Annotated in this window: 22 protein-coding genes and 3 pseudogenes; 13 read left to right on the top strand and 12 right to left on the bottom strand. The window is 64.2% G+C overall.

What is annotated here, in order from left to right:
• Nucleotides 1-981, bottom strand: a complete 981-nt coding sequence (rfaD, locus tag FOM02_RS07640) for an ADP-glyceromanno-heptose 6-epimerase (RefSeq protein ID WP_265441552.1) — start codon at nucleotides 979-981, stop codon at nucleotides 1-3.
• Nucleotides 982-1139: 158 nt separating this feature from the next.
• Between rfaD and waaF the strand changes: the two are divergent.
• Nucleotides 1140-2149, top strand: a pseudogene (gene waaF, locus FOM02_RS07635) (lipopolysaccharide heptosyltransferase II).
• Nucleotides 2150-2289: 140 nt separating this feature from the next.
• Here the strand turns inward: waaF and FOM02_RS07630 are convergent.
• Nucleotides 2290-2484, bottom strand: a pseudogene (locus FOM02_RS07630) (arylsulfatase); the annotation flags it as partial.
• A gap of 273 nt (nucleotides 2485-2757) precedes the next feature.
• Here FOM02_RS07630 and FOM02_RS07625 point away from each other — a divergent pair.
• A complete protein-coding gene (locus FOM02_RS07625; RefSeq protein WP_265441551.1) occupies nucleotides 2758-3156 on the top strand; it encodes a hypothetical protein in 399 nt (132 codons plus the stop codon).
• Between the two features lie 186 nt (nucleotides 3157-3342).
• Here the strand turns inward: FOM02_RS07625 and FOM02_RS07620 are convergent, their stop codons facing one another.
• The gene (locus FOM02_RS07620; RefSeq protein WP_265441550.1) at nucleotides 3343-4380 is read right to left on the bottom strand and encodes a glycosyltransferase family 4 protein; all 1038 of its coding nucleotides are present in this window, start codon (nucleotides 4378-4380) and stop codon (nucleotides 3343-3345) included.
• A gap of 126 nt (nucleotides 4381-4506) precedes the next feature.
• On the opposite strand from FOM02_RS07620, the gene galE reads away from it, so the two are divergent.
• The 3 genes from galE (at nucleotide 4507) to FOM02_RS07605 (ending at nucleotide 8180) form a co-directional block, all read left to right on the top strand.
• Nucleotides 4507-5520, top strand: a complete 1014-nt coding sequence (gene galE, locus FOM02_RS07615) for a UDP-glucose 4-epimerase GalE (protein ID WP_027564887.1) — start codon at nucleotides 4507-4509, stop codon at nucleotides 5518-5520.
• 118 nt (nucleotides 5521-5638) lie between these two features.
• On the top strand, nucleotides 5639-7441 hold the full coding sequence (locus FOM02_RS07610; protein WP_027564888.1) for an ABC transporter ATP-binding protein: 1803 nt from the start codon (nucleotides 5639-5641) through the stop codon (nucleotides 7439-7441).
• A gap of 37 nt (nucleotides 7442-7478) precedes the next feature.
• Nucleotides 7479-8180 carry a fumarylacetoacetate hydrolase family protein gene (locus FOM02_RS07605; protein ID WP_027564889.1) on the top strand — a complete coding sequence of 234 codons (702 nt, stop codon included), beginning with the start codon at nucleotides 7479-7481 and terminating at the stop codon, nucleotides 8178-8180.
• Between the two features lie 457 nt (nucleotides 8181-8637).
• On the opposite strand, the gene FOM02_RS07600 is transcribed toward FOM02_RS07605, so the two are convergent.
• A complete protein-coding gene (locus tag FOM02_RS07600; RefSeq protein ID WP_027564890.1) occupies nucleotides 8638-9096 on the bottom strand; it encodes a YybH family protein in 459 nt (152 codons plus the stop codon).
• A gap of 136 nt (nucleotides 9097-9232) precedes the next feature.
• Between FOM02_RS07600 and FOM02_RS07595 the strand changes: the two genes are divergently transcribed.
• Both FOM02_RS07595 and FOM02_RS07590 read left to right on the top strand, forming a co-directional pair.
• Nucleotides 9233-10045 (top strand): uridine kinase, encoded by an 813-nt coding sequence (locus FOM02_RS07595; RefSeq protein ID WP_265441549.1) that lies wholly within the window; start codon nucleotides 9233-9235, stop codon nucleotides 10043-10045.
• A gap of 13 nt (nucleotides 10046-10058) precedes the next feature.
• Entirely contained in the window at nucleotides 10059-10886 is an 828-nt protein-coding gene (locus FOM02_RS07590; RefSeq protein WP_265441548.1) for a molybdenum storage protein subunit alpha, read from the top strand.
• A 78-nt stretch (nucleotides 10887-10964) separates the two neighbouring features.
• Here the strand turns inward: FOM02_RS07590 and FOM02_RS07585 are convergent, their stop codons facing one another.
• From FOM02_RS07585 to FOM02_RS07575, 3 genes are all read right to left on the bottom strand, one after another.
• Nucleotides 10965-11894: an aspartyl/asparaginyl beta-hydroxylase domain-containing protein gene (locus FOM02_RS07585; RefSeq protein WP_265441547.1), complete on the bottom strand. Its 930-nt coding sequence runs from the start codon at nucleotides 11892-11894 to the stop codon at nucleotides 10965-10967.
• Nucleotides 11895-12037: 143 nt separating this feature from the next.
• On the bottom strand, nucleotides 12038-12193 hold the full coding sequence (locus FOM02_RS07580) for a hypothetical protein (protein WP_014493894.1): 156 nt from the start codon (nucleotides 12191-12193) through the stop codon (nucleotides 12038-12040).
• A gap of 146 nt (nucleotides 12194-12339) precedes the next feature.
• Nucleotides 12340-13263 (bottom strand): LysR family transcriptional regulator, encoded by a 924-nt coding sequence (locus FOM02_RS07575; RefSeq protein ID WP_027564894.1) that lies wholly within the window; start codon nucleotides 13261-13263, stop codon nucleotides 12340-12342.
• A 205-nt stretch (nucleotides 13264-13468) separates the two neighbouring features.
• Between FOM02_RS07575 and FOM02_RS07570 the strand changes: the two genes are divergently transcribed.
• Genes FOM02_RS07570 through FOM02_RS07560 form a run of 3 tightly spaced genes read left to right on the top strand, consistent with a single transcriptional unit; the run spans nucleotide 13469 to nucleotide 15695 of the window.
• Complete coding sequence (locus FOM02_RS07570) at nucleotides 13469-14179, top strand: SDR family NAD(P)-dependent oxidoreductase (RefSeq protein WP_265441546.1); 711 nt, start codon at nucleotides 13469-13471, stop codon at nucleotides 14177-14179.
• Nucleotides 14180-14196: 17 nt separating this feature from the next.
• Nucleotides 14197-14433: a tautomerase family protein gene (locus tag FOM02_RS07565; RefSeq protein WP_265441545.1), complete on the top strand. Its 237-nt coding sequence runs from the start codon at nucleotides 14197-14199 to the stop codon at nucleotides 14431-14433.
• 32 nt (nucleotides 14434-14465) lie between these two features.
• Nucleotides 14466-15695, top strand: a complete 1230-nt coding sequence (locus FOM02_RS07560; protein ID WP_265441544.1) for an MFS transporter — start codon at nucleotides 14466-14468, stop codon at nucleotides 15693-15695.
• Between the two features lie 18 nt (nucleotides 15696-15713).
• Here the strand turns inward: FOM02_RS07560 and FOM02_RS07555 are convergent.
• The 5 genes and pseudogenes from FOM02_RS07555 to FOM02_RS07535 all read right to left on the bottom strand — a co-directional run bounded on the left by FOM02_RS07555 (nucleotide 15714) and on the right by FOM02_RS07535 (nucleotide 21976).
• Nucleotides 15714-17179 (bottom strand): annotated as a pseudogene (locus FOM02_RS07555) (flavin-containing monooxygenase).
• Between the two features lie 50 nt (nucleotides 17180-17229).
• Nucleotides 17230-17649 carry a nuclear transport factor 2 family protein gene (locus FOM02_RS07550; RefSeq protein ID WP_265441543.1) on the bottom strand — a complete coding sequence of 140 codons (420 nt, stop codon included), beginning with the start codon at nucleotides 17647-17649 and terminating at the stop codon, nucleotides 17230-17232.
• 164 nt (nucleotides 17650-17813) lie between these two features.
• A complete protein-coding gene (gene ahcY, locus FOM02_RS07545; RefSeq protein ID WP_027564898.1) occupies nucleotides 17814-19235 on the bottom strand; it encodes an adenosylhomocysteinase in 1422 nt (473 codons plus the stop codon).
• 123 nt (nucleotides 19236-19358) lie between these two features.
• Nucleotides 19359-20555, bottom strand: coding sequence for a methionine adenosyltransferase (gene metK / locus FOM02_RS07540; RefSeq protein ID WP_027564899.1), 1197 nt, complete (start codon nucleotides 20553-20555; stop codon nucleotides 19359-19361).
• 65 nt (nucleotides 20556-20620) lie between these two features.
• The gene (locus FOM02_RS07535) at nucleotides 20621-21976 is read right to left on the bottom strand and encodes a hypothetical protein (RefSeq protein ID WP_027564900.1); all 1356 of its coding nucleotides are present in this window, start codon (nucleotides 21974-21976) and stop codon (nucleotides 20621-20623) included.
• A gap of 167 nt (nucleotides 21977-22143) precedes the next feature.
• Here FOM02_RS07535 and FOM02_RS07530 point away from each other — a divergent pair, with 167 nt between their 5' ends.
• The 3 genes from FOM02_RS07530 (at nucleotide 22144) to FOM02_RS07520 (ending at nucleotide 25818) form a co-directional block, all read left to right on the top strand.
• Nucleotides 22144-23862: a caspase family protein gene (locus FOM02_RS07530; RefSeq protein WP_265441542.1), complete on the top strand. Its 1719-nt coding sequence runs from the start codon at nucleotides 22144-22146 to the stop codon at nucleotides 23860-23862.
• Between the two features lie 301 nt (nucleotides 23863-24163).
• A complete protein-coding gene (locus FOM02_RS07525; protein ID WP_265441541.1) occupies nucleotides 24164-25093 on the top strand; it encodes a DUF2167 domain-containing protein in 930 nt (309 codons plus the stop codon).
• Nucleotides 25090-25818: a site-2 protease family protein gene (locus FOM02_RS07520; protein WP_027564903.1), complete on the top strand. Its 729-nt coding sequence runs from the start codon at nucleotides 25090-25092 to the stop codon at nucleotides 25816-25818. Before FOM02_RS07525 ends, FOM02_RS07520 begins: the two co-directional genes overlap by 4 nt.
• Nucleotides 25819-25932 lie beyond the last annotated feature (114 nt).

Raw genomic sequence — 25932 nt, 5'->3', positions numbered from 1 at the left:
TCAGCGGAAGCGGTCGAACCGGTCGAGGTAGTCCCCGACATAGGCCTTCACCGCATCCTCGAGCGGCGTGAAGCCGCCGTTGTAGCCGGCGCGGTGCAGGCGATCGACCTTGCTCTGGGTGAAGTACTGGTAAGCGTTGCGGATGCTCTCGGGCATGTCGACATATTCGATGTTGGGCCTGGTGCCGAGCGCGGCATAGGCGGCCAACATCAGATCCCTGAAGCTGCGCGCCTTGCCGGTTCCGACGTTAAAGAGGCCGGACACCGACGGCGTCGCCAGCAGCCACATGACGACCCGGACGACGTCGTCGACATAGATGAAGTCGCGGCGCTGGTCGCCGTCGGAGATGCCCTCGCGGTGTGACTTGAACAGCTGCACGATGCGGCCCGCTTTGACGTCGTCGAATCGGCGCGCCAGCACGCTCATCATCGTACCCTTGTGGTACTCGTTCGGGCCGAACACGTTGAAGAATTTCAGCCCTGCCCATTGCGGCGGGAGCGGATCGCCGTTCGCTACGCGCCCGGCGACCGCGAGATCGAACATGTGCTTGCTCCAGCCGTACAGATTCATCGGCCGTAGCTTTTTCAGTGCCGGCAACGAGGCGTCGTCGTCAAAACCGGCCTCGCCATCGCCATAGGTCGCCGCCGAGGACGCGTAGATGAACGGCACAGCGCCGGCCGTGCACCAGTCCAGAAGACGCATCGACATGCGGAAGTTGGTCTCGAACACGAGATCGCCGTCGGTCGCGGTGGTCTCGGAAATGGCCCCGAGATGGATCACGGCGTCGAGCTTGCGGCCCTTCAGCCAGTCGAGCAGCTCGACTGGGGGGACGATATCCACAAGCTGGCGCTTGGCGAGATTCCGCCACTTGCCGTCATTGCCGAGCAGATCGCAGACCACGACGTCGCTGCGGCCGGCGTCATTGAGCGCGGCCACGACATTCGATCCGATAAAACCGGCCCCGCCGGTCACCAGCAACATTCCACCTACCTGCCCGATTTTTGCGACCCGATCCTGCCCTAGCGCATGATCCACCAAAGTGTAAGCGGTTTTGGATCGGCGCTGTCCCCGGCTTTACCTGCCGGCCCGGAGCGGCTAACCGAACCGCCATACCAAGCTCGTCCCGGTCCTATTAACGAATGAACATTGATTCGCAACTTAGTGGAGATGCAGATCCGGACGACACGCGCCCGATCCTGATCATTCCCTACATGTGGATCGGCGATTTCGTCCGGAATCACACCGTGGTCCGGGTGCTGAAGGAGCGCTGGCCGAACCGGCCGGTCGACCTCCTGACCACGACCCTGTGCGCCCCGCTGGTGAATTACATGCCCGGGGTCCGCCGCGGCATCGTCTGGGACCTGCCGCGCAGCCGGCTCGCGGTGCGCCGCCAGTTCGGCCTGGCAAAGCTGCTGCGGGCGGAAAACTACGGCACGGCCCTGGTGCTGCCCCGAACCTGGAAGGCAGCCATTGCGCCGACCCTGGCCGGCATCCCCGAACGAGTGGGCTGGGTCGGCGAGTTCCGGTTCGGACTGATCAACCACTGGCGCTGGGGTGAAAGAAAGCTCCCCCGTTTCATCGACGAGAATGCCGCCCTGGCCCAGCCCGACGGCGCGCCCCTGCCCCCGGAATGGCCGGTGCCGCAATTGCGGGTGCCGGCCGAGGAGATTGCCCGCTGGCGCGAGGCCAATGGGCTGAGCGCCGGCGCCGCCGTGGCGCTGGCCCCCCGGCTGCGGTCGGCGTCTCCAAGCGCTGGACCTACTACCCGAAAAGGGCCTCGCCCAGGAGATCGTCGCGGCGGGCGGGTCGGGCGTCCGCGACCTCACCGGCAACGATCTGCGCAACGGCGTCCTCGCCATCGGCCGCCGCCGGCGTCGCCATCACCAACGATTCCGGCCTGATGCATATCGCCGCCGCCTTGGGCACGCCCACCATGGGCATTTTCGGCCCAACCAGCCCCTATCTCTGGGCCCCCCTGAACGGCCTTGCCGCAACCGTGGTGCAAGACAAGAGCGTGCTGTCCTGCCAGCCCTGCCAACGCACGATCTGCAAGATGAACGACCACCGCTGCATGCGGGACATCGCGGCGAGCGAGGTGGTGGAGATTGCGCAGCGGGTGCTCGGGGATCGTGCTCAAACAGCAAACTGAAGCGCGATGACGCTCCACCCTGATCTCATCGCGCTTGAGTCGGGACCGCCTGGCTCCCAGCCAACATTGCTGCACGTCGCCTCAGGGCGCTGGCCGGCCCGTATCCGGGCCGCCCCATTCATGACGATCGTCAACACAGCTCATTTTGCCATCGCCGTTCTTGCAGCCTCGATTTTGGCCTTGACGGCATCGAGGTTGAAGCTCGCGCCCTTCTGCATCGGCGGAAATGCAATCGCGGTCATTGCCAACTTCTCGACCTCGTGCTGGACGAACACGAAGCGCCAGAACTCGTATTTGAACCAGTCGAAGTATTGCCGCGCGCCATATTTGGTGCCGTAGCAGACAGGCAACTTCAGGATTGATCCAGATCAAGAGAACACAGGCTGCGGCGCATAGTCCTTGCCATGATGATCGAACGCCCGTCAGTTCGGAAGACACCGAGGCGCAAAGACATTCGAGCGCATGGCGGAGAAAGGGCAGCGCAGCTGTCACTTGCCGGGGCTGAACCGGGGTCACATCGATCACGCCCGATACGAAGGACCACGTCTTACTGCGCCTGCATCGAAGAAACTGATTGAGCGACCTTGCCCCTCTAGTCGGAGAGTTTCATGAGGACCTTCAATCCCCTGGTGACGGTATTACTTCTCGTGACGCAATCGGCCCCGATACAGGCTGCGGATTTGAACGGAGCCTGGTCGATCGACGCCTCGGCCTGTGGCCAAATGTTCACAAAAGAGAACGACAAGCTCGCCTTCAAGAAAGATGCCGATCTCCACGCCGGCGGCTTGATCGTCCAGGGCAAGCAAATCACCGGCACATTTGAAAAATGCACCGTCAGATCATTGCGCGAAGATGGGCCAAACATGCGGCTGATCGCGTCGTGCTCGGACGGCGTCTCGATTTCAGACGTGACATTCGATCTGACATTCTCCGGCGAAAACAACATCACGCTCAGCTCAAAGGACCCGGTGCCGGTGCAAATGCCGTATGTGCGCTGCCCAATGTGAAGCTGACTGCGCACGGCCGTCGAGGCGGTGCCGATGATGACATCATGCCGGTGTTTTGCCCGACGAGTCAACGGGATTTCGTAAAATCCGCATTCGCCGATCACAAGCCATTGATTCTGCTGGCACCGGCTACTGTGCATGGGGTTGTTTTCGAACTTCTCGTTTGCGGCCGGTGAAAACGATGGCTCACAGCAGCGGCCGATAGACCTCGCCGATCCGCTTTGCTTCCGCATCGAGGCTGAATTGATCGAGCACCCGTGCCCGCCCACGCTCGCCCATCGCCGTTGCGGCCGCCACATCGCGCATCAACGGCTCCACGGCCGCAGCTAACGCATCAGCGTCACCCGTCGGGATCAGCACGCCGGTCACGCCATCCTCAACCACGAGCTCGGCGGCGCCGGCGCGGGCGGCGACCAGTGCGCTGCCAGTCGCCATCGCCTCGATCAGGGTCAGGCCAAAGCCTTCGTTGCGCGAGGTGAAGGCGTAGATGGTCAGCCGCTGATACCAGCGCTGCACGTCCTCGATCGGCAATTCGCCGGTGATGATGATGCGCGATTGCAGGCCGGCGGCCTCGATGCGCTTCTTCAGGTCATTTGCGAACGGCGTCTGCTCCGGCGTGATCTGGCCGACGATGACGGCGGTGAAATCCGGATAGCGCTGCAAGAGGCGGCACATCGCATCGACGAACAGGTCGGTGCCCTTCTGCGCGCGGACGCGGCCGAAGCAGCCGATGGCGTAACGGCCCGGCAGCGCGGCTTCCGCGAAGGCAGCAGCGCGATCGATCGGCGGCGCATAGACGTCGGTGTCGACGCCATGCGGGATCACGCTGGACTTCACCTTCAGGAACGAGGCCGAGATGTCGCTCGTCGCGATGATCGCGTCCATGCGGCGGATCAGCCAGCGCGTGATCCAGGTGTGATGCCGCTGCGCGGCCGAGGTGAAGACGAGCTTGAGCGGCCAGCCGAGCGCGCGCAGCACGACGCCTGCGATCATCTCGTTGTTGCGCCGCGCATGCCAGATCAGCGGCCTTCTGCGCCGCCACAATTTCAGGAGATCGGCACCGCTCATCCGTGCGATCCCCTCCGGCGCGTCGGTGCCGAACCAGGCCGCGCGAAACAGTTTCGCGAGCCGCGGCGCCACCATCCGGTTGGTCGCGGTGACCCCGGAATAGCGCCTGTGCAGATTTGGCACGATCAGTTCGAGATCGCCGGGGGAATTCGCCACGTCACACTCCGTTTCGCAAAGTCCCTATACGCAACATTAAGCATAGTGACCAGTTCGGCCGCGCCGATACCCCCTCTTCACCACGCAAACGCTAGCATCCCGCGTTGATCGAAGACGGGTGAGATCATGACTGTGCTAGTCACCGGCGGTGCCGGCTATATCGGAAGTCACACGGTTCTGGCGCTGGCGGAAGCCGGCGAGGATGTCGTCGTGATCGACGATCTCTCGACCGGTTTCTCCGCTTACCTGCCCGAAGGCGTGCCCCTGTTCATTGGCGATGCCGGCGACGAGAACCTGCTCGAAGGCGTGATCGCCCAGCACGACATCGAGAGCATCATCCATTTCGCCGGCTCGGTCGTCGTGCCGGATTCGATGCGCGATCCGCTCGGCTATTACCGCAACAATTTCATGACCGCGCGCAATCTGCTCAACGTAGCGGTCAAGCGCGGCATCGGCCGCTTCATCTTCTCCTCGACCGCCGCGGTCTACGGTAATCCGGACCAGGTGCCGGTGCCCGAGCACGCGCCGACGCGGCCGCTGTCGCCTTACGGCTCCTCGAAGCTGATGACCGAGATCATGCTGCACGACGTCGCCGCCGCCTTCGGCATGCAGTACGTGACCTTGCGGTACTTCAATGTCGCCGGCGCCGATCCGCAGGCGCGCATCGGCCTTGCCACCGTCGGCGCCACGCACCTGCTCAAGATCGCGGTGGAGGCTGCGACCGGCCAGCGCGCCAAGATCGACGTGTTCGGCACCGACTATCCGACTCCGGACGGCAGTTGCATCCGCGACTTCATCCACGTCAGCGACCTCTCGCAGGCGCATCGCTCGGCCCTGGCGTACCTGCGCAACGGCGGCGCCTCGACCACGCTGAATTGCGGCTATGGCCGCGGCTATTCGGTGCTGGAGACCATCGACGCGGTGCGCCGGGTTTCAGGCCGCAGCTTCGCCGTGCAATACGCCCCGCGCCGGCCCGGCGACATCATGACCATGGTCGCCGACACCAGCCGCATCCGCGGCCTGCTCGACTGGAAGCCGCAATATGACGACCTCGAGACCATCGCGGCCCACGCGCTGGCCTGGGAGGACAAGCTGTTCCGCGAGCGCCATGGCGAAGTCCGCCACGCCGCCTCGGCCTAAAATCCATCCCCGCACAAGTCCTTAATTGGACTTGAAAAGCGGAGCTTTAGCGGGCACAGAGGCCATTCGATCCCTGACGCGCAGGCAGGCTTTTCCCTGCGCCGTCAATGGACACCGGATGGCCCAGTTTCCAAAGAAAATCACTGACGATCCCTATGCGGCAGCGGTCCTGATTCGCCGCCTGGTCATGGAACAGGGCGTCGTCTACTGGCGGCGCTACCTGGTTGCCTTTTCGCTGATGGCGCTCGCCGCCGGCGCGACCGCGGCTGCGACCTATGTGCTCGGCCAGGTCATCAACCAGGCCTATGTCGACAAGAACGTCCCGGGCATCGCGATGTTCTCCGGCATCACTGTGATCCTGCTCTTCATCAAGGGCGTGGCGACCTACGGCCACATGGTGATCCTGACCAAGATCAGCAACGCGATCCTTGCCACCAACCAGCGCCAGCTGTTCGCCAAGTTGATGCGCGAGAGCGTCGGCTTTTTCTCCGAGCGGCATTCGTCCGAATTCCTGGCGCGGCTGACGGCCGGCGCCAAGTCGATCACCGACGTGCTCAACATGCTCGTCAACGCCGTCGGCCGCGACTTGCTGATGCTGCTCGCCATGATCGGCGTGATGGTGTGGCAGGACCCGCTGATGACGTTCATCGGCCTCGTCGCGGTGCCGCCGGCGATGCTGGTGCTGCGCAAGCTGGTCAAGCGCATCAAGGGCCTCGCCTACAACCAGTTCACCGGCACCGCCGACATCATGGAGACGATGCAGGAATCGCTGCAGGGCATCCGCACCGTCAAGGCGTTCACGCTCGAAGAGACCATGCAGAGCCGCATCGACGAGAACATCGCGATCGTCGAGCGCAATGCCAACAAGATGGCCCGCGTCGCCAACCGCTCGAACCCGCTGATGGAGATGCTCGGCGGCTTCGCCGTCGCCGGCTGCCTGATGTACGGCGGCTATGCCGTGGTCGCGCTCAACGCCACGCCCGGCGCGTTCTTCTCATTCATGACTGCGTTCCTGATGGCGACCGAGCCGGCCAAGCGGCTGGCGCGGCTCAACATCGATCTCAACAGCCAGCTGGTCGGCGCACGCATGCTGCTCGAGGTCGTCGACAGCCCGGCGAGCGAGCATTCCGACGACGACAAGCCGGCGCTGAAGCTCACCGACGCCCGCATCGAGCTGCGCGACGTCAGCTTCTCCTATCGCAACGGCGAGACCGTCCTCAACCGCATGAGCTTTGTGGCCGAGCCCGGCAAGGTCACCGCGCTGGTCGGCCCCTCCGGCGGCGGCAAGTCGACCGTGCTGGCATTGCTGCTGCGGTTCTACGAGGTGACGCAAGGCGACATCGTGATCGACGGCCAGTCGATCGGCGCGGTCTCGCGCAAGTCGCTGCGGGCGCAGACTGCCTATGTCGGCCAGGACGTCTATCTGTTCCGCGACACCATCCGCAACAACATCGCCTTCGGCAAGCCCGGTGCGAGCGAGACCGAGATCATCGAAGCTGCGAAAGCGGCCTGCGCGCATGATTTCATCATGAGTTTCCCGCTCGGCTACGACACGCCGGTCGGCGAGCACGGCACGCAGCTCTCGGGCGGCCAGCGTCAGCGCATCGCGGTGGCGCGCGCGCTGATCAAGAACGCGCCGATCATCCTCCTGGACGAAGCCACCGCCGCGCTCGATTCCGAATCCGAGCGACAGGTGCAGGAGGCGATCGAGCACCTCTGCCAGAACCGCACCACCATCGTGATCGCGCACCGCCTGCACACCATCATGCACGCCGACAGCATCCTCGTGGTCGAGGGCGGCGAGATCGTCGAGCGGGGCCGTCACGACGAACTCCTGCGCCGCGGCGGGCGCTATGCCTCGTTCTTCCGGCTGCAACATCACGATGCCGGCGCTCTGGCGCCGATCAGCGCAACCGCATAGAGTTCCTCATCAACCTCAAGAGCAGCGAGATCGCTCCATGAACGCCGCCTCCTATGTCATCCCGCTTCCGCCCCAGGCTTCGCTTCCCGTCGTCGGCGAGGCCGGCCGCTATCCCGTGCGCCGCATCTGGTGCGTCGGCCGCAACTATCTCGAGCACATCCGCGAGATGGGCAATGACGAGCGTGCCCCGCCGTTCTTCTTCGCCAAGCACGCGGACATGCTGGTGCCCGACGGCACCACCATCCCGTATCCGCCGCTGACCAAGGATTTCCATCACGAGGTCGAGCTGATCGTCGCGCTCAAGAGCGGCGGCCTCAACATTCCCGCCGACAAGGCGCTCGATCACGTCTACGGCTATGCCGTCGGCATCGACCTCACCCGCCGCGACCTCCAGATCGCCTCGCGCAAGAAGGAGCGTCCGTGGGAGATCGGCAAGTCGTTCGACGGCTCCGCGCCCGCCTCTGCGGTGCAGCCGGCTTCGAAGATCGGCCACCCCTCGCAGGGCAAGATCTGGCTCACGGTCAACGGCAAGGAAGCCCAGAAGGGCGACCTCAATGAGATGATCTGGAACGTGCCCGAGATCATCTGGCAGCTCTCGCAGCAGGTGAAGCTCGCCGCCGGCGACATCATCATGACGGGTACCCCCGCCGGCGTGTCGCAGCTCCAGCCCGGCGACAAGCTCGAATGCGGCGTCGACGGCGTCGGCACGCTGAAGGTGAACATCGGTCAGGCGGAATAGCGCCTCGCTGCGGCTTCGAACGACAAAGCCCCGGAGCGCACCTCCGGGGCTTTTACATGCATCGTCGCGAAAGCATCGCGATCGACTTCACGGCGATGCCTGTTTTCACTCCTTGTACTGACCGCTAGAGCATATCCACCAAGTATTGGTGCCGGCCCCGGTCCGTTCCCTGATTAATTTAGTGCATTCATTATAGGTTGTGACACCCGGCAATCTGCACGGGCGTGGCGAGAGACCGGGCCAACTTGTCCCCGAGCATCCCGAGCCGCTATCGGTGGCCTCCTGGATCGCGTGCTTTGGCGCGGCACTTACCATTGCAGTTGTGGCTGTCGCGAGCACCAGGCTCGCAACTATGTACGATATCGCCTTCATGCCCCCCCCAACAGTTGAGATGAAGACATACCACAACCACGTGCGATCGTCATCAGTAAGAGCGCGCGCGGGGATTGGATTTCCGCTACCAGGCCTTCACGGACCGGTTGGCGTGAGACGTCTGGGGGACACCGCGATTGAGCGACATGTGCGAATGGACGCACAGCCACCCATCGCCATTTTTCGAAAACACCATGGTCGCCCGGCCCGGACGCGGGAACGCGCTGCCATCGGGGTGATAGCCCGTGCTCGTCCACGGCGCGATCACCGTCGCCATCGTGCCGTCGGGGGATGCCAGGATCGAGACCTGCTCGAGGATGAATCGAAAGTCGGTCGTCTTCGGCCAGACGTTGTCCCATTGCGTTTTGACCCATTGGTCGAGGCCGGGGATGACGTCGTTATGCGTGCCGAAGGCCAGCACGTCCGGATGAAAGAGCGGTCGCGCCGAGGCGTAGTCGACCTCGCGGACATAGCCGGCGAAGGTTTCCAGCCACTGGCGGAAGAACTGCGTGATCTCGGGGGTCGCGGTTGGCAAGGAGGCCATTCGCCTGCTCCAAATTCAGCCGTTGAATGCTGGCAATCTTGTTGCCATGGGCCGAACTATCCAGCAAGACTCGCCCCAGCGGTCAGGACCGACGAGGCCACCGTAGAGAACGCATTGCCAACGAGAGGTGTCTCTGATGTCGACGACGACCACCGAGCTCGAAGCACTGCTGATGCAGCGCTCGCTCACCGACCCGCAGCTTGTGGCCGCAACGGAGAAGGCTTCGGATTTCCGCATCCTCCCGGATGCGACCGTCATCAAGATCGGCGGCCAGAGCATGATCGATCGCGGCCGTGCCGCGGTCTATCCGGTCGTCGAGGAGATCGTCGCGGCCCGCAAGGCGCACAAGCTGCTGATCGGCACCGGCGCCGGCACGCGCGCGCGGCATCTCTATTCGATCGCGGCCGGGCTTCGCCTGCCGGCCGGCGTGCTGTCGCAGCTCGGCGCTTCCGTTGCCGACCAGAACGCCGCGATGCTCGGACAGCTGCTCGCCAAGCACGGCATCTCCGCCGTCTCGAGCGCGGGACTTTCGTCGGTGCCGCTGTTCCTTGCCGAGGTCAACGCGGTGATCTTCAGCGGCATGCCGCCCTACAGCCTGTGGATGCGTCCCGCGGCCGAAGGCGTGATCCCGCCCTACCGCACCGATGCCGGCTGCTTCCTCGTCGCCGAGCAATTCGGCTGCAAGGCGATGATCTATGTGAAGGACGAGAACGGCCTCTACACCGCCAACCCGAAGACGTCGAAGAACGCGACCTTCATCCCGAAAATCTCTGTCGCGGAGATGAAGGCGAAGGGCCTGCAGGATTCAATCCTCGAATTCCCGGTGCTCGATCTGCTAACCGCCTCGCGCCATGTCCGCGAGGCGCAGATCGTCAACGGCCTCGTCCCCGGCAATCTCACCCGCGCGCTCGCGGGCGAGCACGTCGGTACCATCATCACCGCGAGCTGAAGAGCACCCCGTCATGGCTGACACCAACCAGATCAAGCACGTCGCCTCGCCGCTCGCGCGCCAGACTCTTCTGGACAGCGACCTCACCCGTCCCGTCGCCGGCAACCGCCCGATCAAGCTGCTACCCTGGCTGCAGGTGATCAAGATCGGCGGCCGCGTCATGGACCGCGGCCACGAGGCGATCCTGCCGCTCGTCGACGAGCTGCGCGCGCTGCTGCCCGAGCATCGCCTCCTGATCCTGACCGGCGCCGGCATCCGCGCGCGCCATCTCTACAGCGTCGGACTCGACCTCGGCCTTCCCGTCGGCTCGCTCGCCCCGCTCGCGGTCAGCGAGGCCGGCCAGAACGGCCATATCCTCGCAAGCCTGCTCGCGCCGGAGGGCGTCTCCTATGTCGAGCATCCCACCATCGCGAGCCAGCTCGCGATCCACCTCCAGGCGGCCCGCGCAGTCGTCGGCAGCGCATTTCCGCCTTACCACCATCACGAATTCCCGACCACGCGCATCCCGCTGCATCGGGCCGATACCGGCGCCTTCCTGCTGGCGGACGCACTCGGGGCTGCCGGTCTCACGATCGTGGAAGATGTCGATGGCGTCTACACCGACGACCCCAACGGCGCCGATGGCAAGAAGGCTGAGCTCTTGAAGGAGACCAGCTTCATCGAGCTTGCCAAGCTCAAGGGCACGCTGCCGTTCGATCCCGCGCTCCTCGAGGTGATGGCGAATGCACGCCACATCGCGCGCGTGCAGGTCGTCAACGGCCTCGTGCCCGGCCGCATCAGCGCGGCGCTGCGCGGGCAGCATGTGGGCACGATCATCAACACCGGCGCCAAGCCGGTGTGATCACGACCAGAGCCCATCCATAATAAGAAAGCCCCGGAAAATCACTCCGGGGCTTTTTGAGTCCGCTCGTAGGGCGGATTACCGCAACGCCGACAACACGATCAGGCCGAGGATCAGCGCCGTCAGCGAGTACTTCAGCGTGTAATAGACGTTGCGGTTCCACTCCTTGACCTTGCGGCTGCCGAGATGGATCTCGTAGAGCTTGCCGAACACCTTGTTGAGCACGCCGACATTCTCGCCCTCGACGTTCTGGGTCGCCGACGCCTTGACGATGTGATGGCTGACCCAGCGGTTGATCGCGGTCATGAAGCCGTACTTCATCGGGCGCTCGACGTCACAGAACAGGATGATGCGGTTGACGTCGGTCTGATTCTCGGCGCTGTGGATGAAGGTTTCGTCGAACATGAAGGCCTCGCCGTCACGCCAGACGCATTCGACGCCGTCGACCAGGATACGGCACTTGTTCGAGTTCGGCGTAACGAGGCCGAGGTGATAGCGCAGCGAGCCCGCGAACGGATCGCGGTGGGCGCCGAGCTTGCCGCCTGGGGGCAGCATCGCGAACATCGCGCCGTGCACGCTCGGGATCGACGTGAGCAGCTCCACCGTCTTCGGGCACAGCGTGTTCGCCGACGGCAGGAAGTCGTCGTACCATTTCAGGTAAAACCGTTTCCAGCCGCTCTTGAAGAACGAGTAGAAGCCCCAGTCGTTGTTCTTCGCCGCCGCGCGGATGAAGCCCTCGTCGAACAGGCGCACGGCCTCGTCGCGAATGGTCTCCCAGTTCTCGCTGAGCGGCTTCAGCTCCGGAAACTGATCGACCGAGATCACCGGCTTGTTCGGCACGGCGGAGCCCGCATACATCAGCACGTTGTAAGGTGCGAGATAGGTCGAGTGGTCGCCAAGCTGGCGCGCGAAGCGCAGCCGCTGCTTGCCGCGGAAGTGAACGTAGATTGTCGATGCCGCAAGCACATACAAAATGACAAGTTGCGGCGCAAAAAGCTGTCTCAGCATTTCCCCAAATCCCAAGTGACCCAGCCGGATTGTCGTGTAGCCCGACGCGGCCCGAGCGGCAAGATATTCGCCGGTGGGTTGCAATCACGCTGGGGAGAGCACTCGTACGGAATTTGGGGCTGAAAGGGCCGAAACCGGACGAATCAAGCCCGCGACAGCGCCTGGAGCCCCTTGAAAGTCAGGCGCTTGGGGTCGGTGACGCCGGCGAGATAGAGCCGGCGGATGAAGGCAATGACGGCGTCGCGGTCGCAATCGGTCAGCGCGACGACGGCGTCGACCGCGATCTTCTGGGCTTCCATTGGGCTCACCTCGGCCTTGCGAATAACCCCGGCCGAGGCAGGCTAGGACTCATCCGTAAAATCGGCGTTAACCGTTCCGGAACCATCGCCGATTCGACCGGGCCGCCGTATACGCAAAACAGCGCATTGCGGAGGCGCGAAGCAGCTCAGCGCGCCTTGATGCTCTCCTTCAGCAGCGCAAACTGCTTCTTCAGCCGGGGCACGGCGAAGTCGGTGAAGGCCCGCACCTTGGGCACCGAAAGCCGGCCCTGCGGGCAGATCAGATGTGCCGGCATCTCCGGATCCTCATCGCCGGCCAGCACGATCTCGAGCTCGCCGCGCGCGACCTGCTCGGCCACCTGGTACGAATACATCCGCACCACGCCGCGCCCGGCGACCGCGGACGCCACGGCCGCATAGGTGCTGTTGACGACGAGCCGCGGCGTGAACTGCACGGTGCGGGCGGCGGGCGACCCGGCCTGCGGCGCAAAGGTCCAGGAATTGGGCAGGTGCGCCATCGCGACGATCTGATGTTTGGCGAGATCGCCGGGCTCGGTGATGCGCGGATGCTGCTTCAGATATCGCGGCGCGGCCACCACGATGCGGCTGATCCCGCCGACCCGCATCGCCACCATCGCCGAGTCCGCGAGAGGACCGATGCGCAGCGCGATATCGACCCCCTCCTCGATCAGGTTGACCGCGCGGTCGAACAGCAACAGCTTTGCCGACACGGTCGGATAGGCGTCGAGAAACGCGTCGAGGATCGGCCGCAGCACCATCTCGCCCGAGACAACGGGAGCGGTGATCGTGAGCAGGCCGCGCGGCGCCGTGCGCGGTCCGGCGGCGATGTCGTCGGCTTCCTCCAGCTCGGTGAGCACACGGCGGCAGATCGCGACATAGCGTTCGCCCTCCTCGCTCAGCCTGATCGACCGCGTGGTTCGGTGCAGCAGCTCGGCGCCGACGCGCTCCTCCAGGAAGGCGATGGCGCGGCTCACCGCCGCCGGCGAGCGGCCGAGCTTGCGGCCTGCGGCAGCCAAGCTGCCCTCGTCGACCGCAACCACGAACACCTTCATCGCATCCAGACGATCCATGCCTTCGCGCCGCCCCCTCACATTCGAGTGACAGGCTAGGCGCTCGACCCCGCCGCGACAACCTCCGCCGGGCGCCGATCCGGCATTCGCTCGCGCCGCGTAACGGTGTCTGCCGGACAACGTGTATTCGCAGCCGGGGCGCTGCGGCGTACTTCAGCGGACAAGCCAGCCGTTGCTGGCGCAGGTTCAACAACAGGAGCCCGTCATGGGTATCGAGCAGAAGGTCGCCATCATCACCGGTGCATCGCAGGGCATCGGCGCCGCCCTGGTCCGGGGTTTTCGCGATCGCAACTACCGCGTCGTCGCAACGGCGCGGTCGATCAAGCCGTCGGGCGATGACGATGTCCTCGCCGTTGCCGGCGACATCGCCGATCGGAGCACTGCCGAACGGGTTGTCTCCCAGGCAATCGCCCGCTTCGGCCGCGTCGACACGCTGGTCAACAATGCCGGCATCTTCGTCGCAAAGCCGTTCACGCAGTACACGGCCGAGGACTATGCGGCGGTGATGGGCACCAACGTCGCGGGTTTCTTCAACATCGCACAGCTCGCAATCGCCGAGATGGAGAAGCAGGGTTCGGGTCACATCGTGCAGATCACGACCACGCTGGTCGATCAGGCCAATTCCAACGTACCCTCGGTGCTGGCCTCGCTAAGCAAAGGCGGATTGAGTGCCGCGACCAAGTCGCTTGCGATCGAATATGCCAGGCGCGGCATCCGCGTGAACGCGGTGTCGCCCGGCATCATCAAGTCGCCGATGCATCCGGTCGCGACGCACGCGCAGCTCGGCGCGCTGCATCCGGTGGGCCATATGGGCGAGATGTCCGACATCGTCGATGCAGTGCTCTATCTCGAGGGTGCCTCCTTCGTTACCGGCGAGATCCTGCATGTCGACGGCGGCCAGAGCGCCGGCCACTAAGGCCGAGGAGAAGCACGATGCCTATCGTCACCATTCAAGTGACCCGCGAAGGAACGACGCCGGGAGCGGCGTCGCTCATCGCGGAAGAGAAGGCGGCGCTGATCAAAGGCTCGAGCGAGCTCCTGCGCGACGTGCTCGGCAAGCCGCTCGAATCCACCTTCGTCGTGATCGAGGAAGTCGACACCGACAATTGGGGCTGGGGCGGCCTGCCCGCGCTGGAATTCCGGCGCCGCCGCGCAGCCCAGGCCGGATGATCCGGGCGCCATCGTGCGCGCAGGAGGATGACATGACCAACGCGAATATGAAGCAACAGATCGAGACCCGGCCGCATCCGCGGCCGGGATCAACATCGCAATCAACCTGGCGCTATGCGGTGGCGGGCTTGTCAGCATCACTGGTCGGGCTTGGCCTCGCCCGGTTTTCCTACACGCCGCTGATCCCGGCCCTGATCGCCGCAAAGTGGTTCAGCGCCTCCGACGTCGTCTATCTCGGCGCAGCGAACCTCGCCGGCTATCTCGCCGGCGCGCTCACGGCGCGCGCTGTGGCCGCACGCATCGGCGCGGTCCGCGCGCTGCGGGCGATGATGCTGCTCGCCACCATCTCCTTCTTCGCCAGCGCAACGCCGGTATCGTTTACCTGGTTCTTCGCCTGGCGTTTTCTGTCGGGCCTGACCGGCGGCATCATCATGGTGCTGGCGGCCTCCGTCATTCTGCCGCACACGTCAGCTGCGCGGCGCGGCATTGTCGGCGGCGTGATCTTCGCAGGGGTTGGCCTCGGCGTCGCCGCATCTGGCACGCTGGTGCCGCTGTTGCTGCAACAGGGCTTGCAACAGAGCTGGTATGGTCTCGGCGTGCTTTCGGCCGTGCTCACGCTCGCGAGCTGGTGGAACTGGCCCGCAGAAGCCAAGGCTGATGTTGCGCCTTCGCATCAAGCGAAGCACCACCGCACCTCGCCGGCTGCCCGCGCGCTGCTGGTCCAATACGGCCTCAACGCGGTGGCCTTGGTGCCGCACATGGTCTTCATCGTCGATTTCGTCGCGCGCGGCCTCGGCCAGGGCATTGCCGCGGGCTCGCGCTACTGGGTGCTGTACGGCCTCGGCGCCATCGTCGGCCCGCTCGTCACCGGCCATCTCGGCGATCGCTCGGGTTTTGGTCCGGCCCTGCGCGCGGCATTCCTGATCGAGGCGGCTGCCGTGCTGCTGCCCACCGTCAGCACCGCGCCGCTCTCGCTGATCGTCTCGAGCGTCGTGGTCGGCGGCTTCACGCCGGGGATCGTACCGCTGGTGCTCGGACGCATCCATGAGCTCGTGCTGCACTCCACCGAGCAGCAGCGCGCGACATGGAGCCATGCCACCACCAGCTTTGCGCTGTTCCAGGCAGCCGCCGCCTACGGCTTCTCCTGGATCTACGCGCAGACCGGCGGCGACTATCTCGTGCTGTTCGCCCTCGGCGGCGGCGCCGTGGTGCTCGCGCTCGCGATCGACCTCGGTCTCGCGCTCATCATGCGCAGGGCATAGAGGCAGGCGTCGGCGTGATCAGGAATACTGCATCACGCCGTCGTCGATCCGGCCGAAACGCAACGAGACGATGTCGAGCGCGTAGTTCTGGTAGAGCCGCCACGGCCGCTTCGAGCCCTGCTTCGGCATTTTTGCGACCGAGCGCTGCACATAGCCCGAGGTGAAATCGAGCGACGGCTGCGCGGTGATATCAGGTCGTCATTGTGCGGCATGCACTGGCGGAAATTGTGCCGGTCCATGTAGTTGATGAGCCGGCAGACATATTCACAGGTGAGATCGCATTTCAGCGTCCAGGACGCGTTGGTATAGCCGAAGGCCGAGGCCATGTTCGGCACGTCGGCATACATCATGCCCTTGTAAGTCAGCGTCTTGGCGAAATCGACGGCGCGGCCGTCGACGCTGACCTCGAGACCGCCGACAACCTGGAGCACCAGCCCGGTCGCCGTGACGATGATGTCAGCGGCAAGCTCGCTGCCGTCCTTCAGGCGGATGCCGTCGCGGGTAAAGGTGTCGATCTCGTTGGTCATGACAGCGGCGCGTTTTTCGCGGATCGCCTTAAAGAGGTCGCCGTCGGGCACGAGGCACAGCCGCTGATCCCAGGGATTGTAGCGCGGCGTGAAATGGGTCGCGACGTCGTAGTCGGGCCCAAGTGCCATTTGCACGCCCTTGAGGATGAGGTCCTTCACCTTGGCGGGCCGGCGCCGGCTGAGCTGGAAGAAGAACATCCCCCACATCACATTGCGCCAGCGGATGACATGATAGGCCAGCCGCGTCGGCAGATTTCGGCGCAGCTTGTTGGCGACGGGATCCTGCGCCGGGCGGGACACCACATAGGTCGGCGAGCGCTGCAGCATCGTGACCTGCGCCGCTTTCTTGGCGAGCTCCGGCACCAGCGTCACCGCGGTCGCACCGGAGCCGATCACAACGATGCGCTTGCCCGGATAGTCGATGTCCTCGGTCCATTTCTGCGGATGCACGATGCGGCCGACGAAATCGGCAACGCCCTTGAATTCCGGGGTGTAGCCCGCCTCATATTTGTAGTAGCCAGAGCACATGAACAGGAAATTGCAGGTGAAGCGCACCAACTCGGTCGCGCCCTCACCCGTGATGTGCTCGGCCTCGATGGTCCAGCGCGCATCCTGCGTCGACCACGCCGCGCGTTTGACGCGATGACGGAAGCGGACGTGCTTCTCGATGCCGTTCTCGCTAGCGGTTTCGCGCACATAGTTCAGGATCTGCGGCCCGTCCGCGATCGCCTTCGAATCGGTCCACGGCTTGAAGGAATAGCCGAGCGTGAACATGTCGCTGTCGGAGCGGATGCCGGGATAGCGAAACAGATCCCAGGTGCCGCCGATGCAGTCGCGTCCCTCCAGGATGACGTAGCTCTTGGCCGGGCATTTGGTCTGAAGGTGATAGCCCGCGCCGATGCCGGATAGCCCGGCGCCGACGATGAGGACGTCGAAATGTTCTTTGGCTTCGGTCATGGCGTTCTCTCTCGCCGTAGCATGGGCAGCATCACGCCAAACTGCAAGCGTCAGGGGACAGTGGCGGTGTAGACCGTGGCCGTGTCGAAGTACTCGTGGAATTCGACCGCCTTGCCGTCCTTGAAGCGCCAGTAGTCGACCTTCGGTGTCTTCGCGACCTTGTTGGTCCTCTTGTTGGTCCACGCGCATTCGCCGCGCGCGACGACCGTGTCGCCCTGCGCGACGAATTCGTTCATCGTGTAGTACTGCATGCTCCAGTCAGCCAGCAGACCATCGAAATAGCCGCGCAGTGCGCTGCGATCGTCATACCGCTTGGCAAACGGCATCGCCGCAGCCCCCTGCGGAATTGAATCGAATTTGATCTGCGGGCCGATGACGTTGTCGAACCAATAGTCAACGTTTAGCCCCTTGCTGTCGTGCCACTGCCGATAGGCTTCTTTTAACAGCTGAACATTGGCTTCGCTGGACATCGCATTCCCTCCATATGCATTCTGACAATGAACGTGGGAAAAGCGGCCGCCCGCTCCAGAAGTGGCAGGCTTGTTTCGGCTCTACCTGCAAGCGTACCACAGGTGGGCCCGACAAAAAAAGCCCCGGATCGCTCCGGGGCCTTTGCGTCGCAACTGCGTGCGGATCAGTACCGATAGTGGTCCGACTTGTACGGGCCTTCCTGCTTCACGCCGATGTAGTCGGCCTGGTCCTTGCGCAGCTCGGTGAGCTTGACGCCGATCTTGGCGAGGTGCAGGCGCGCGACCTTCTCGTCGAGCGACTTCGGCAGCACGTAGACTTCCTTCTTGTACTTGCCGTCCTTGTTGTTGGCGAACAGCTCGATCTGCGCCAGCGTCTGGTTGGTGAAGGATGCCGACATCACGAAGGACGGGTGGCCCATCGCGTTGCCGAGGTTCACGAGACGGCCTTCCGACAGCAGGATGATGCGGTGCTTGTCCGGGAACTCGATCTCGTCGACCTGCGGCTTGATATTGGTCCACTTCAGGTTACGCAGACCCGCAATCTGGATCTCGTTGTCGAAGTGGCCGATGTTGCAGACGATGGCGCGATCCTTCATCGCGCGCATGTGGTCGATGGTGATGATGTCCTTGTTGCCGGTCGCGGTGACGAAGATGTCGGCGCGGGGCGCGGCGTCTTCCATGGTCACGACCTCGTAGCCTTCCATCGCGGCTTGCAGCGCGCAGATCGGATCGACTTCCGACACCATCACGCGGCAGCCGGCCTGGCGCAGCGAGGCGGCCGAGCCCTTGCCGACGTCGCCGAAGCCCGCGACCATCGCGACCTTGCCCGACATCATCACGTCGGTGCCGCGGCGGATGCCGTCGACCAGCGATTCACGGCAGCCATAGAGGTTGTCGAACTTCGACTTGGTGACGCTGTCGTTGACGTTGATGGCGGGCCACAGCAGCGTGCCGGCCTTCTGCATGTCATAGAGACGATGCACGCCCGTGGTGGTCTCTTCGGAAACGCCCTTGATGCTCTTGGCGATCTCGGCGAAGTAGCCCTTCGGCTTTTCCTTGAGCTGCTTCTTCAGCAGCGCGAAGAAGACTTCCTCTTCCTCGGAGCCGGGCTTGTCGAGGAAGGCGGTGTCGCCGTTCTCGGCGCGCAGACCGAGATGGACGTACATCGTGGCATCGCCGCCGTCATCGAGGATCATGTTCGGGTGACCGCCGCCGTGCCAGTCGAACAGCTTTGCGGTGTAGTCCCAGTAATCCTTCAGCGTCTCGCCCTTGACGGCGAAGACGGGAATGCCGGCGGCCGCGATCGCCGCCGCGGCATGGTCCTGCGTCGAATAGATGTTGCAGGAGACCCAGCGGATGTCGGCGCCGAGCGCGGCCAGCGTTTCGATCAGCACGCCGGTCTGAATTGTCATGTGCAGCGAGCCGGCGATGCGCGCGCCCTTCAGCGGCTGCTTCGGGCCGAACTCCTCGCGGGTGGCCATCAGGCCGGGCATCTCGGTCTCGGCGAGCGAGAGCTCCTTGCGGCCGAAATCGGCGAGCGAAATGTCCTTGACGATATAATCGGTGAAGCCGGGCTTCGCGTTCATAGGGGGTTCCTGTTTGTTTGGCTCGTCATTCCGGGGCGCTCGTAAAACGAGCGAACCCGGAATCCGGTGGTTCGAGATTCCGGGTTCGCCGCTGTCGCGGCGCCCCGGAATGACGCAAGTGACTTAGAGCGCGCGCTTGAGCGGCTCGACGAGATCGGTCTTCTCCCAGGAGAAGCCGCCCTCGTTGTCCGGCGTGCGGCCGAAATGGCCGTAGGCCGAGGTGCGCGCGTAGATCGGGCGGTTGAGGTCGAGATGAGTGCGGATACCGCGCGGGGTCAGGTCCATCGCCTTGGCGGCAGCCTTCTCGAGCTGATCCTCCGACACCTTACCGGTGCCGTGGGTGTCGATGTAGATCGACAGCGGACGCGCAACGCCGATGGCGTAGGCGAGCTGCAGCGTGCAGCGGTCGGCAAGACCGGCCGCGACGATGTTCTTGGCGACGTAGCGGGCGGCATAAGCCGCCGAGCGGTCGACCTTGGTCGGGTCCTTGCCGGAGAACGCGCCGCCGCCATGCGGGGCCGCGCCGCCATAGGTGTCGACGATGATCTTGCGGCCGGTCAGGCCGGAGTCGCCGTCGGGACCGCCGATGTAGAACTTGCCGGTCGGGTTGATGTGCCAGATCGTCTTCGGCGTGATCCAGTCCTTCGGCAGCGCTTCGCGCACATAGGGCTCGACGATGTCGCGGATCTGCTTCGACGACAGGTCCTCGACCAGATGCTGATGCGACACCACGATCTCGCGCACGCCGACCGGCTTGCCGTTCTCGTACTGCACGGTGACCTGGCTCTTGGAGTCCGGACCGAGCACCTTCTCCTTGCCGGAGTGGCGGGCTTCGGAGATGAGACGCAGGATCTTGTGGGCGTAGAAGATCGGCGCCGGCATCAGGTCAGGCGTCTCGTTGGTGGCGTAACCGAACATGATGCCCTGGTCGCCAGCGCCCTCTTCCTTGACCTCGCCCGGCTGCAGCGCATCGACGCCCTGCGCGATGTCGGCCGACTGCGGATGCAAGAGGATCTCGATGTCGCAGGTCTTCCAGTGGAAGCCGTCCTGCTCGTAGCCGATGTCCTTGATCGCGTTGCGGACGACGCTTTCGATGTGGTCATTGGTGACCGACTTCGGGCCGCGGGTCTCGCCGGCGATCACGACCTTGTTGGTGGTCGCCAGCGTCTCGCAGGCGGCGCGGATCTGCCAGGGGTCGATGCCAGCCTTCGGCCCTTCGCGGTAGAACAGATCGACGATTTCATCGGAGATCCGGTCGCAGACCTTGTCGGGATGGCCTTCGGACACGGACTCGCTGGTGAAGAGATAGGACGCGCGCATCAGTAACCCCTTGTTCCGCCGCCGCTAAGCTGGCGGGTGTTTGCGATGTTTAGACTTGGATTATGTCAATCACGCCGTCGCGAGATGACGTAGGATTCGTCGAGAAACCAGAGCCCGTTGTACTTGCGCAGCACGTCCCGGGCGGCATCCAGAGTGCGGCCGTTTTGAGTCATTTCTGTCAATCGGTCGTCCTCGATCTGCGCCACATACACCGCCGCATTCCACGCTGCAAAGGCCGTCGAGGTTCCGATGGTACCCGTTACCTCGTTGGGCAGCGCTTCCATATCATACCTGAAGATCGAGCGGTTGTCCGCATAAGCATTAAAATTTAGGTCGCGGCCCAACGACCCGAGCTCATACTTAACCGCGCGCAATATCTCATGCCGGCTGACCGCGAAAGGGTTTTCTCCAGGCCAGATCGCCTGGATCATTTCCATGCCCGGATCCTGGCCATGGGAGTGGATTCCGATCAGTCTCCCGCCGGGCCGAAGCGCCCGCGCCAGGGGCGCGATGATCCGTTTTGCCCGGAAATTAACCGAAGATAGGGCCCGGTATGGCTGGGATGCAATAACGAGGTCGAAATTGGCCTCGGTCTGGCCCGGCCGCGGAATGGTCGAATCCAGCAGGAAACGGTGGTCCTCGCGATAGAGCACGAGGACGACGGGCCGCTCATAGAGTGGCATTGCCGTGCGCGGGCTGATGGCAGCGCGCCAGTTTTGCTCCAGGAACGGCCTGAGCTCGGCGATCTGCTGCTCGAACTCGCCCGATGAGGCGCCGCGCAGCGGGACCTCGTGCCAGACGGTGGCGGCGGCCGCCGCAGGCGACGCCGGCGTGAGCCAGGGCGCCTCCGAGTAGAACATGTTGGTGAAGACGAACACCGACGCCGGATGCTCGAAAATGCGGTCAGGCACCTTCTCCAACGTCAGGCGCAGATCCTCGAGGCTGAGCTCCTTGCCGGCGACATAGAACGGCATGTGCGGATAGCGCTGGTGCGTCGCACGCAGCACCCGCGCCAGCACCGTGCCATCGCCGACGCCTGCGTCGAAGATGCGCAGGGCCGGCGGGCGCGGATGGATGCTGGAGAGTTCCAGCGCCACGCGCTCGGCGATCACCCGCTTCTCGCTGCAGGTGTGGACGAACAGCAAATATTTCTGCCGGTTCTCGAAGAAGCGGAAATTGCCGCGCGGATCGCGCTTTTCGGGGGGCACCTGGAGGCCCCGCGGCGGCGGCAGGCCGCCGGTCGTTGATGCCGCGATATAGGCCTGGATCCGCTCCAGCGTGTCGATGGTGATGCGCTTGCCCTCGCGCAGGCGATGCACGAGCTTCCCATCGTTCACCGCGCGGCGGCCGAAGGTCGATTCCGCCATGTCCGCCTTGCGGCAGAACTCGGTGATCTGGCTCAGGATTTCGTCGTTTTTCATCGGTGGGAAGGCAGTGGGCAGCGGCGTTGGGCTTCCACCTCGTAGCAAATTCTGCCCACCGAGGGAATAGCCCTCCCTGCTGTACTCCACGTCCAATGACGAGAGCGTGAACCCCGGGGCACCGCCGGGCAACAAACAGGCGCCGCTCCTCTTATGGGACCACCGCCATGCGTCGCCTGCTCGCCGCACTCTGCCTGCTCACTGCCGCGCTGTGGGCCGCGCCCGCCCTGGCGCAGACACGCAGCCAGCTTGGCCCGCTCTGCACCACGGAGACCACGCCGGCGGACCAGATGGTCGACGCTTGCACCAAAATCATCGCTCTGAAGGTGTTCAAGGGCGAGCAGCTCGCGACCGTCTATTTCTGGCGCGCGGTGGGCTGGAACAAGAAGGGCGACTACGCCAAGGTCATCGCGGATACCACCGAAGCGATCCGGCTGAAGCCGAGCCAGGCGGTCTACAACTTGCGGGGATCGGCCTATTACGACAAGGGCGACTACGACATCGCGATCGCCGACTTTGACGATGCGCTCAAGCTCGGTCCGCCCAGCGGCATCATCTTCCACAATCGAGGCAATGCCTGGCGCGGCAAGCGCGACTACACCAGGGCGATCGCCGACTACGATGCCGCGATCAAGGCCGATCCAAAATCGGCGTTCTCGTTCCAGAACCGCGGCATCTCGAAGGAAGCGCTCGGCGATCTCGACGGCGCGCTCGCCGACATCAACCAGGCAATCCGGCTCGATCCGACGCTGCCGCAGCCACTGATCAACCGCACATCGATCTGGCGCGCCAAGGGCGAGCTCGATCGCGCCATCGCCGACGGCAGCGAGGCGATCCGGCTCGCCAAGGAGAAGCCGCCGGTCAACATCATGACGCCGCCGAACAGCGTGCTGATCTCCGGCTACACCCATCGCGCGCTGGCCTATGAGGCGAAAGGCGACTACGCCCACGCGCGCGAGGACTACAACGCGACGCTGGCGATCGTGGCTTCCGACGCCATCAGCAAAGCCAACCAGGCCACCGCAAAGGTGCGGCTGTCGCTGGTGACCGACGCCACTGCGCCGATCCCGCGCGATGCACCCTCACCCGCAACGCAGCCGGCGGCGGCCCCTGCTCCGCAGCAAACCGGCACCGCACCCGCGCCTTCGCCTGCTCCGGCTGTTCGCGGCACGCGCGTGGCGCTGATCATCGGCAACGGCGCCTATGCGCATGTCAAGGCGCTGCCCAACCCGCCCAATGACGCGCGCGCCGTCGCCAAGAGCCTGCGCGACATCGGCTTCGCGGTGTCGGAGGGCGTCGATCTCGACCGCGCCGCGATGCAGAAGATGACGCGCGACTTTTTGCGAGACGCGGCACGGGCGCAGGTCGCATTGGTCTACTATGCCGGCCATGGCGTGCAGGTCGATGGCCGCAATTATCTCATTCCCGTCGACGTCGAGCTCAAGCCGGGCGCGAACATGACGGAGGCGATGATCGATATGGACACGATCATGGCCGGTCTCGACGACCAGGTCCGAACCAACATTCTGATCCTCGATGCCTGCCGCAACAATCCGATGGCACAGCAGGTGGCGAGCGCCGGCACCAATCGTGCCATCGAGGGCGCCTCGGGCCTCGCAGCGCCGACGAGCCTCGGCGCTGGCGCGCCGCTCGGCGCCGGCACGCTGATCGCCTTCGCCACCGCGCCGGGCCAAGTCGCGCTCGACGGCGAAGGCGCCAACTCGCCGTTCTCCGCCGCGTTGTCGCGCCATATCGGCACGCCGGGCCTGGAGGTGCAGCAGATGCTAACGCGGGTGCGGGCCGAAGTGGTGTCGAGCACGAAGAACAAGCAGGTGCCGTGGTCGAACTCGTCGCTGCTGGGCGAAGTCTATCTGGCCGAGAAGTGAGTGCGGGCTTACGTCACCACGTCAGGATGGCGGTGCCATCGGCTACACACTCAGTGTCATCGCCCGGCTTGACCGGGGCGATCCAGTATTCCGAGACATCAGTGATTCACCGAGAAGCCGCAGCGTACTGGATTCCCCGCTTTCGCGGGGAATGACGACGGAGGACGAGCCGCCGCGCCTAAATTGCAACAGGCCGCGAGATAGTCGAACGCAACCTGCGGCTGCTCTATTTTGTCGCATATCGTTATCCTACAGTGTCGGCAACACCGATCATCGGTGGACTGGTTGCTGGGGAAATCTTGTGCAAAAATTCATTGCCGCTGTCGGCATTATTCTGTCTGTCATATTTGGGTCGCAGCCCGGCCTCTCGCAAAATGCTCCATCCAGTGAGGCTGCGCGCAAGGCAGAACTCGCGGCTGCGTGGCAGGCGGCCGGCAATGCGGGCACGGCCGGCCCCGCCGACATTCCCCTGATCGACCAAGCGACGCTGAAAATCCCGACCGGCGACTTCTTCGTGCCGAAGGCCGAAGGGGCGCGGGTCATGCGCGCGCTCGGCAACGTCGTCCACGACACGACGTTCGTTGGTCTCGTGCTCGGCACCCGTCAGAACGACCGCTGGCTGGTGGTGATCAACTACATCAAGGAAGGCTACATCAAGGACGATGCGGCCAAGGACTGGAACGCCGACGACCTCCTGAAGAACCTCAAGGAGGGGGCCGACGAGGCCAACAAAGACCGTGTCGCCCGCGGATTTCCCGAGATGGAAGTGATCGGCTGGATCGAGCCGCCGAAATATGATGCCGTGTCGCACCGGCTGGTCTGGTCGATCCTCGGCAAGGACAAAGGCACACCGGACAACTCTCGCAATGACGTCAACTACAATACCTACGCTTTGGGCCGCGAAGGGTATTTCAGCCTGAACCTGCTGTCGGATTCGAGCCGGATCGCGACAGACAAGGGGGCGGCGCACGAACTGCTCGCCAACCTCACCTATCAATCCGGCAAGCGCTACGAGGATTTCAGCGCCTCCACCGACCGCATCGCCGAATACGGCCTGCTCGCGCTGGTCGGCGGCGTCGCCGCCAAGAAGCTCGGCCTGTTTGCCCTTGTGCTCGCATTCGTGCTGAAATTCGCCAAGGCGATCATCTTCGGCCTCGCAGTGGCTGGCGCCGGCGTCATGAAGTTCTTCCGCCGCAAGCCACGTGACGATTCCGCCGGCGGCACGGCATGAAGACGCTCTTCCTGCTGCTGTTCTCCGGCCTCAAATGGGGAAAGCTCGCCACCAGCGGCGGCACCATGCTGCTGTCACTCGCGGTCTACGCAACGATCTGGGGCTGGCGCTACGCGGCAGGCATCATCGCACTCCTGTTCGCGCACGAAATGGGGCACTACGTCGCCGCACGGCAGCGTGGCCTGGACGTCGGCGCGCCCACCTTCGTTCCATTCGTCGGTGCGTGGATCGCGCTCAAGGACAAGCCTGTTGACGTCGAGACAGAAGCCTACGTGGCGATCGCGGGTCCAGTCGTCGGAACGATCGCGGCGCTCGCGGTCTATCTCTGGGCAAGATCAGAGGACAGCGCCCTCCTGCTCGCGATCTCCTATGCCGGGCTGTTCCTCAACCTGTTCAACCTGCTGCCGATCTCGCCGCTCGATGGCGGCCGGGTGACCGCGGTCCTCAGCCCGCGAATCTGGTTCGTCGGCGTGCCGATCCTTGTCGCGGTGATGCTGTATCGGCCGAGCCCGATGCTGCTCATCGTGGCGATCCTGGCGGCCCCGCAGCTCATCAGCGCGTGGCGGTACGATCCGCACGCGCCGGAGAACGTCGCCTATTACGGCGTACCGCTCCAGACCAAGCTCGAATATGGCGGCGCCTATCTGGCACTCGCAGCCCTGCTCGCGGTCATGACGTATGACGTGCATGAGATGCTGGGGCCGATGATGCGGACGGCGCAGTAGCCGAGTTCGGCCCAAAAACGCGATGTCGTCCCGGACAAGCGAAGCGCAGATCCGGGACCCATAACCACAGGACGATGTTTGGCGAAGACTAGTGGTAACGAGCTTCGCGCAACA

It is taken from the genome of Bradyrhizobium sp. SEMIA (assembly GCF_014844175.1).
Lineage (GTDB): Bacteria > Pseudomonadota > Alphaproteobacteria > Rhizobiales > Xanthobacteraceae > Bradyrhizobium > Bradyrhizobium arachidis.
Note: the sequence above shows the minus strand (reverse complement) of the source record. Positions and strands in the feature narration are given on the sequence as shown.

Excerpts from the sequence above, each read along its gene's own strand:
- rfaD (WP_265441552.1), bottom strand. The coding sequence starts at position 981 with ATGTTGCTGGTGACCGGCGGGGCCGGTTTTATCGGATCGAATGTCGTG.
- FOM02_RS07625 (WP_265441551.1), top strand. The coding sequence starts at position 2,758 with ATGAGGACCTTCAATCCCCTGGTGACGGTATTACTTCTCGTGACGCAA.
- galE (WP_027564887.1), top strand. The coding sequence starts at position 4,507 with ATGACTGTGCTAGTCACCGGCGGTGCCGGCTATATCGGAAGTCACACG.
- FOM02_RS07610 (WP_027564888.1), top strand. The coding sequence starts at position 5,639 with ATGGCCCAGTTTCCAAAGAAAATCACTGACGATCCCTATGCGGCAGCG.
- FOM02_RS07605 (WP_027564889.1), top strand. The coding sequence starts at position 7,479 with ATGAACGCCGCCTCCTATGTCATCCCGCTTCCGCCCCAGGCTTCGCTT.
- FOM02_RS07600 (WP_027564890.1), bottom strand. The coding sequence starts at position 9,096 with ATGGCCTCCTTGCCAACCGCGACCCCCGAGATCACGCAGTTCTTCCGC.
- FOM02_RS07595 (WP_265441549.1), top strand. The coding sequence starts at position 9,233 with ATGTCGACGACGACCACCGAGCTCGAAGCACTGCTGATGCAGCGCTCG.
- FOM02_RS07590 (WP_265441548.1), top strand. The coding sequence starts at position 10,059 with ATGGCTGACACCAACCAGATCAAGCACGTCGCCTCGCCGCTCGCGCGC.
- FOM02_RS07585 (WP_265441547.1), bottom strand. The coding sequence starts at position 11,894 with ATGCTGAGACAGCTTTTTGCGCCGCAACTTGTCATTTTGTATGTGCTT.
- FOM02_RS07580 (WP_014493894.1), bottom strand. The coding sequence starts at position 12,193 with ATGGAAGCCCAGAAGATCGCGGTCGACGCCGTCGTCGCGCTGACCGAT.
- FOM02_RS07575 (WP_027564894.1), bottom strand. The coding sequence starts at position 13,263 with ATGGATCGTCTGGATGCGATGAAGGTGTTCGTGGTTGCGGTCGACGAG.
- FOM02_RS07570 (WP_265441546.1), top strand. The coding sequence starts at position 13,469 with ATGGGTATCGAGCAGAAGGTCGCCATCATCACCGGTGCATCGCAGGGC.
- FOM02_RS07565 (WP_265441545.1), top strand. The coding sequence starts at position 14,197 with ATGCCTATCGTCACCATTCAAGTGACCCGCGAAGGAACGACGCCGGGA.
- FOM02_RS07560 (WP_265441544.1), top strand. The coding sequence starts at position 14,466 with ATGACCAACGCGAATATGAAGCAACAGATCGAGACCCGGCCGCATCCG.
- FOM02_RS07550 (WP_265441543.1), bottom strand. The coding sequence starts at position 17,649 with ATGTCCAGCGAAGCCAATGTTCAGCTGTTAAAAGAAGCCTATCGGCAG.
- ahcY (WP_027564898.1), bottom strand. The coding sequence starts at position 19,235 with ATGAACGCGAAGCCCGGCTTCACCGATTATATCGTCAAGGACATTTCG.
- metK (WP_027564899.1), bottom strand. The coding sequence starts at position 20,555 with ATGCGCGCGTCCTATCTCTTCACCAGCGAGTCCGTGTCCGAAGGCCAT.
- FOM02_RS07535 (WP_027564900.1), bottom strand. The coding sequence starts at position 21,976 with ATGAAAAACGACGAAATCCTGAGCCAGATCACCGAGTTCTGCCGCAAG.
- FOM02_RS07530 (WP_265441542.1), top strand. The coding sequence starts at position 22,144 with ATGCGTCGCCTGCTCGCCGCACTCTGCCTGCTCACTGCCGCGCTGTGG.
- FOM02_RS07520 (WP_027564903.1), top strand. The coding sequence starts at position 25,090 with ATGAAGACGCTCTTCCTGCTGCTGTTCTCCGGCCTCAAATGGGGAAAG.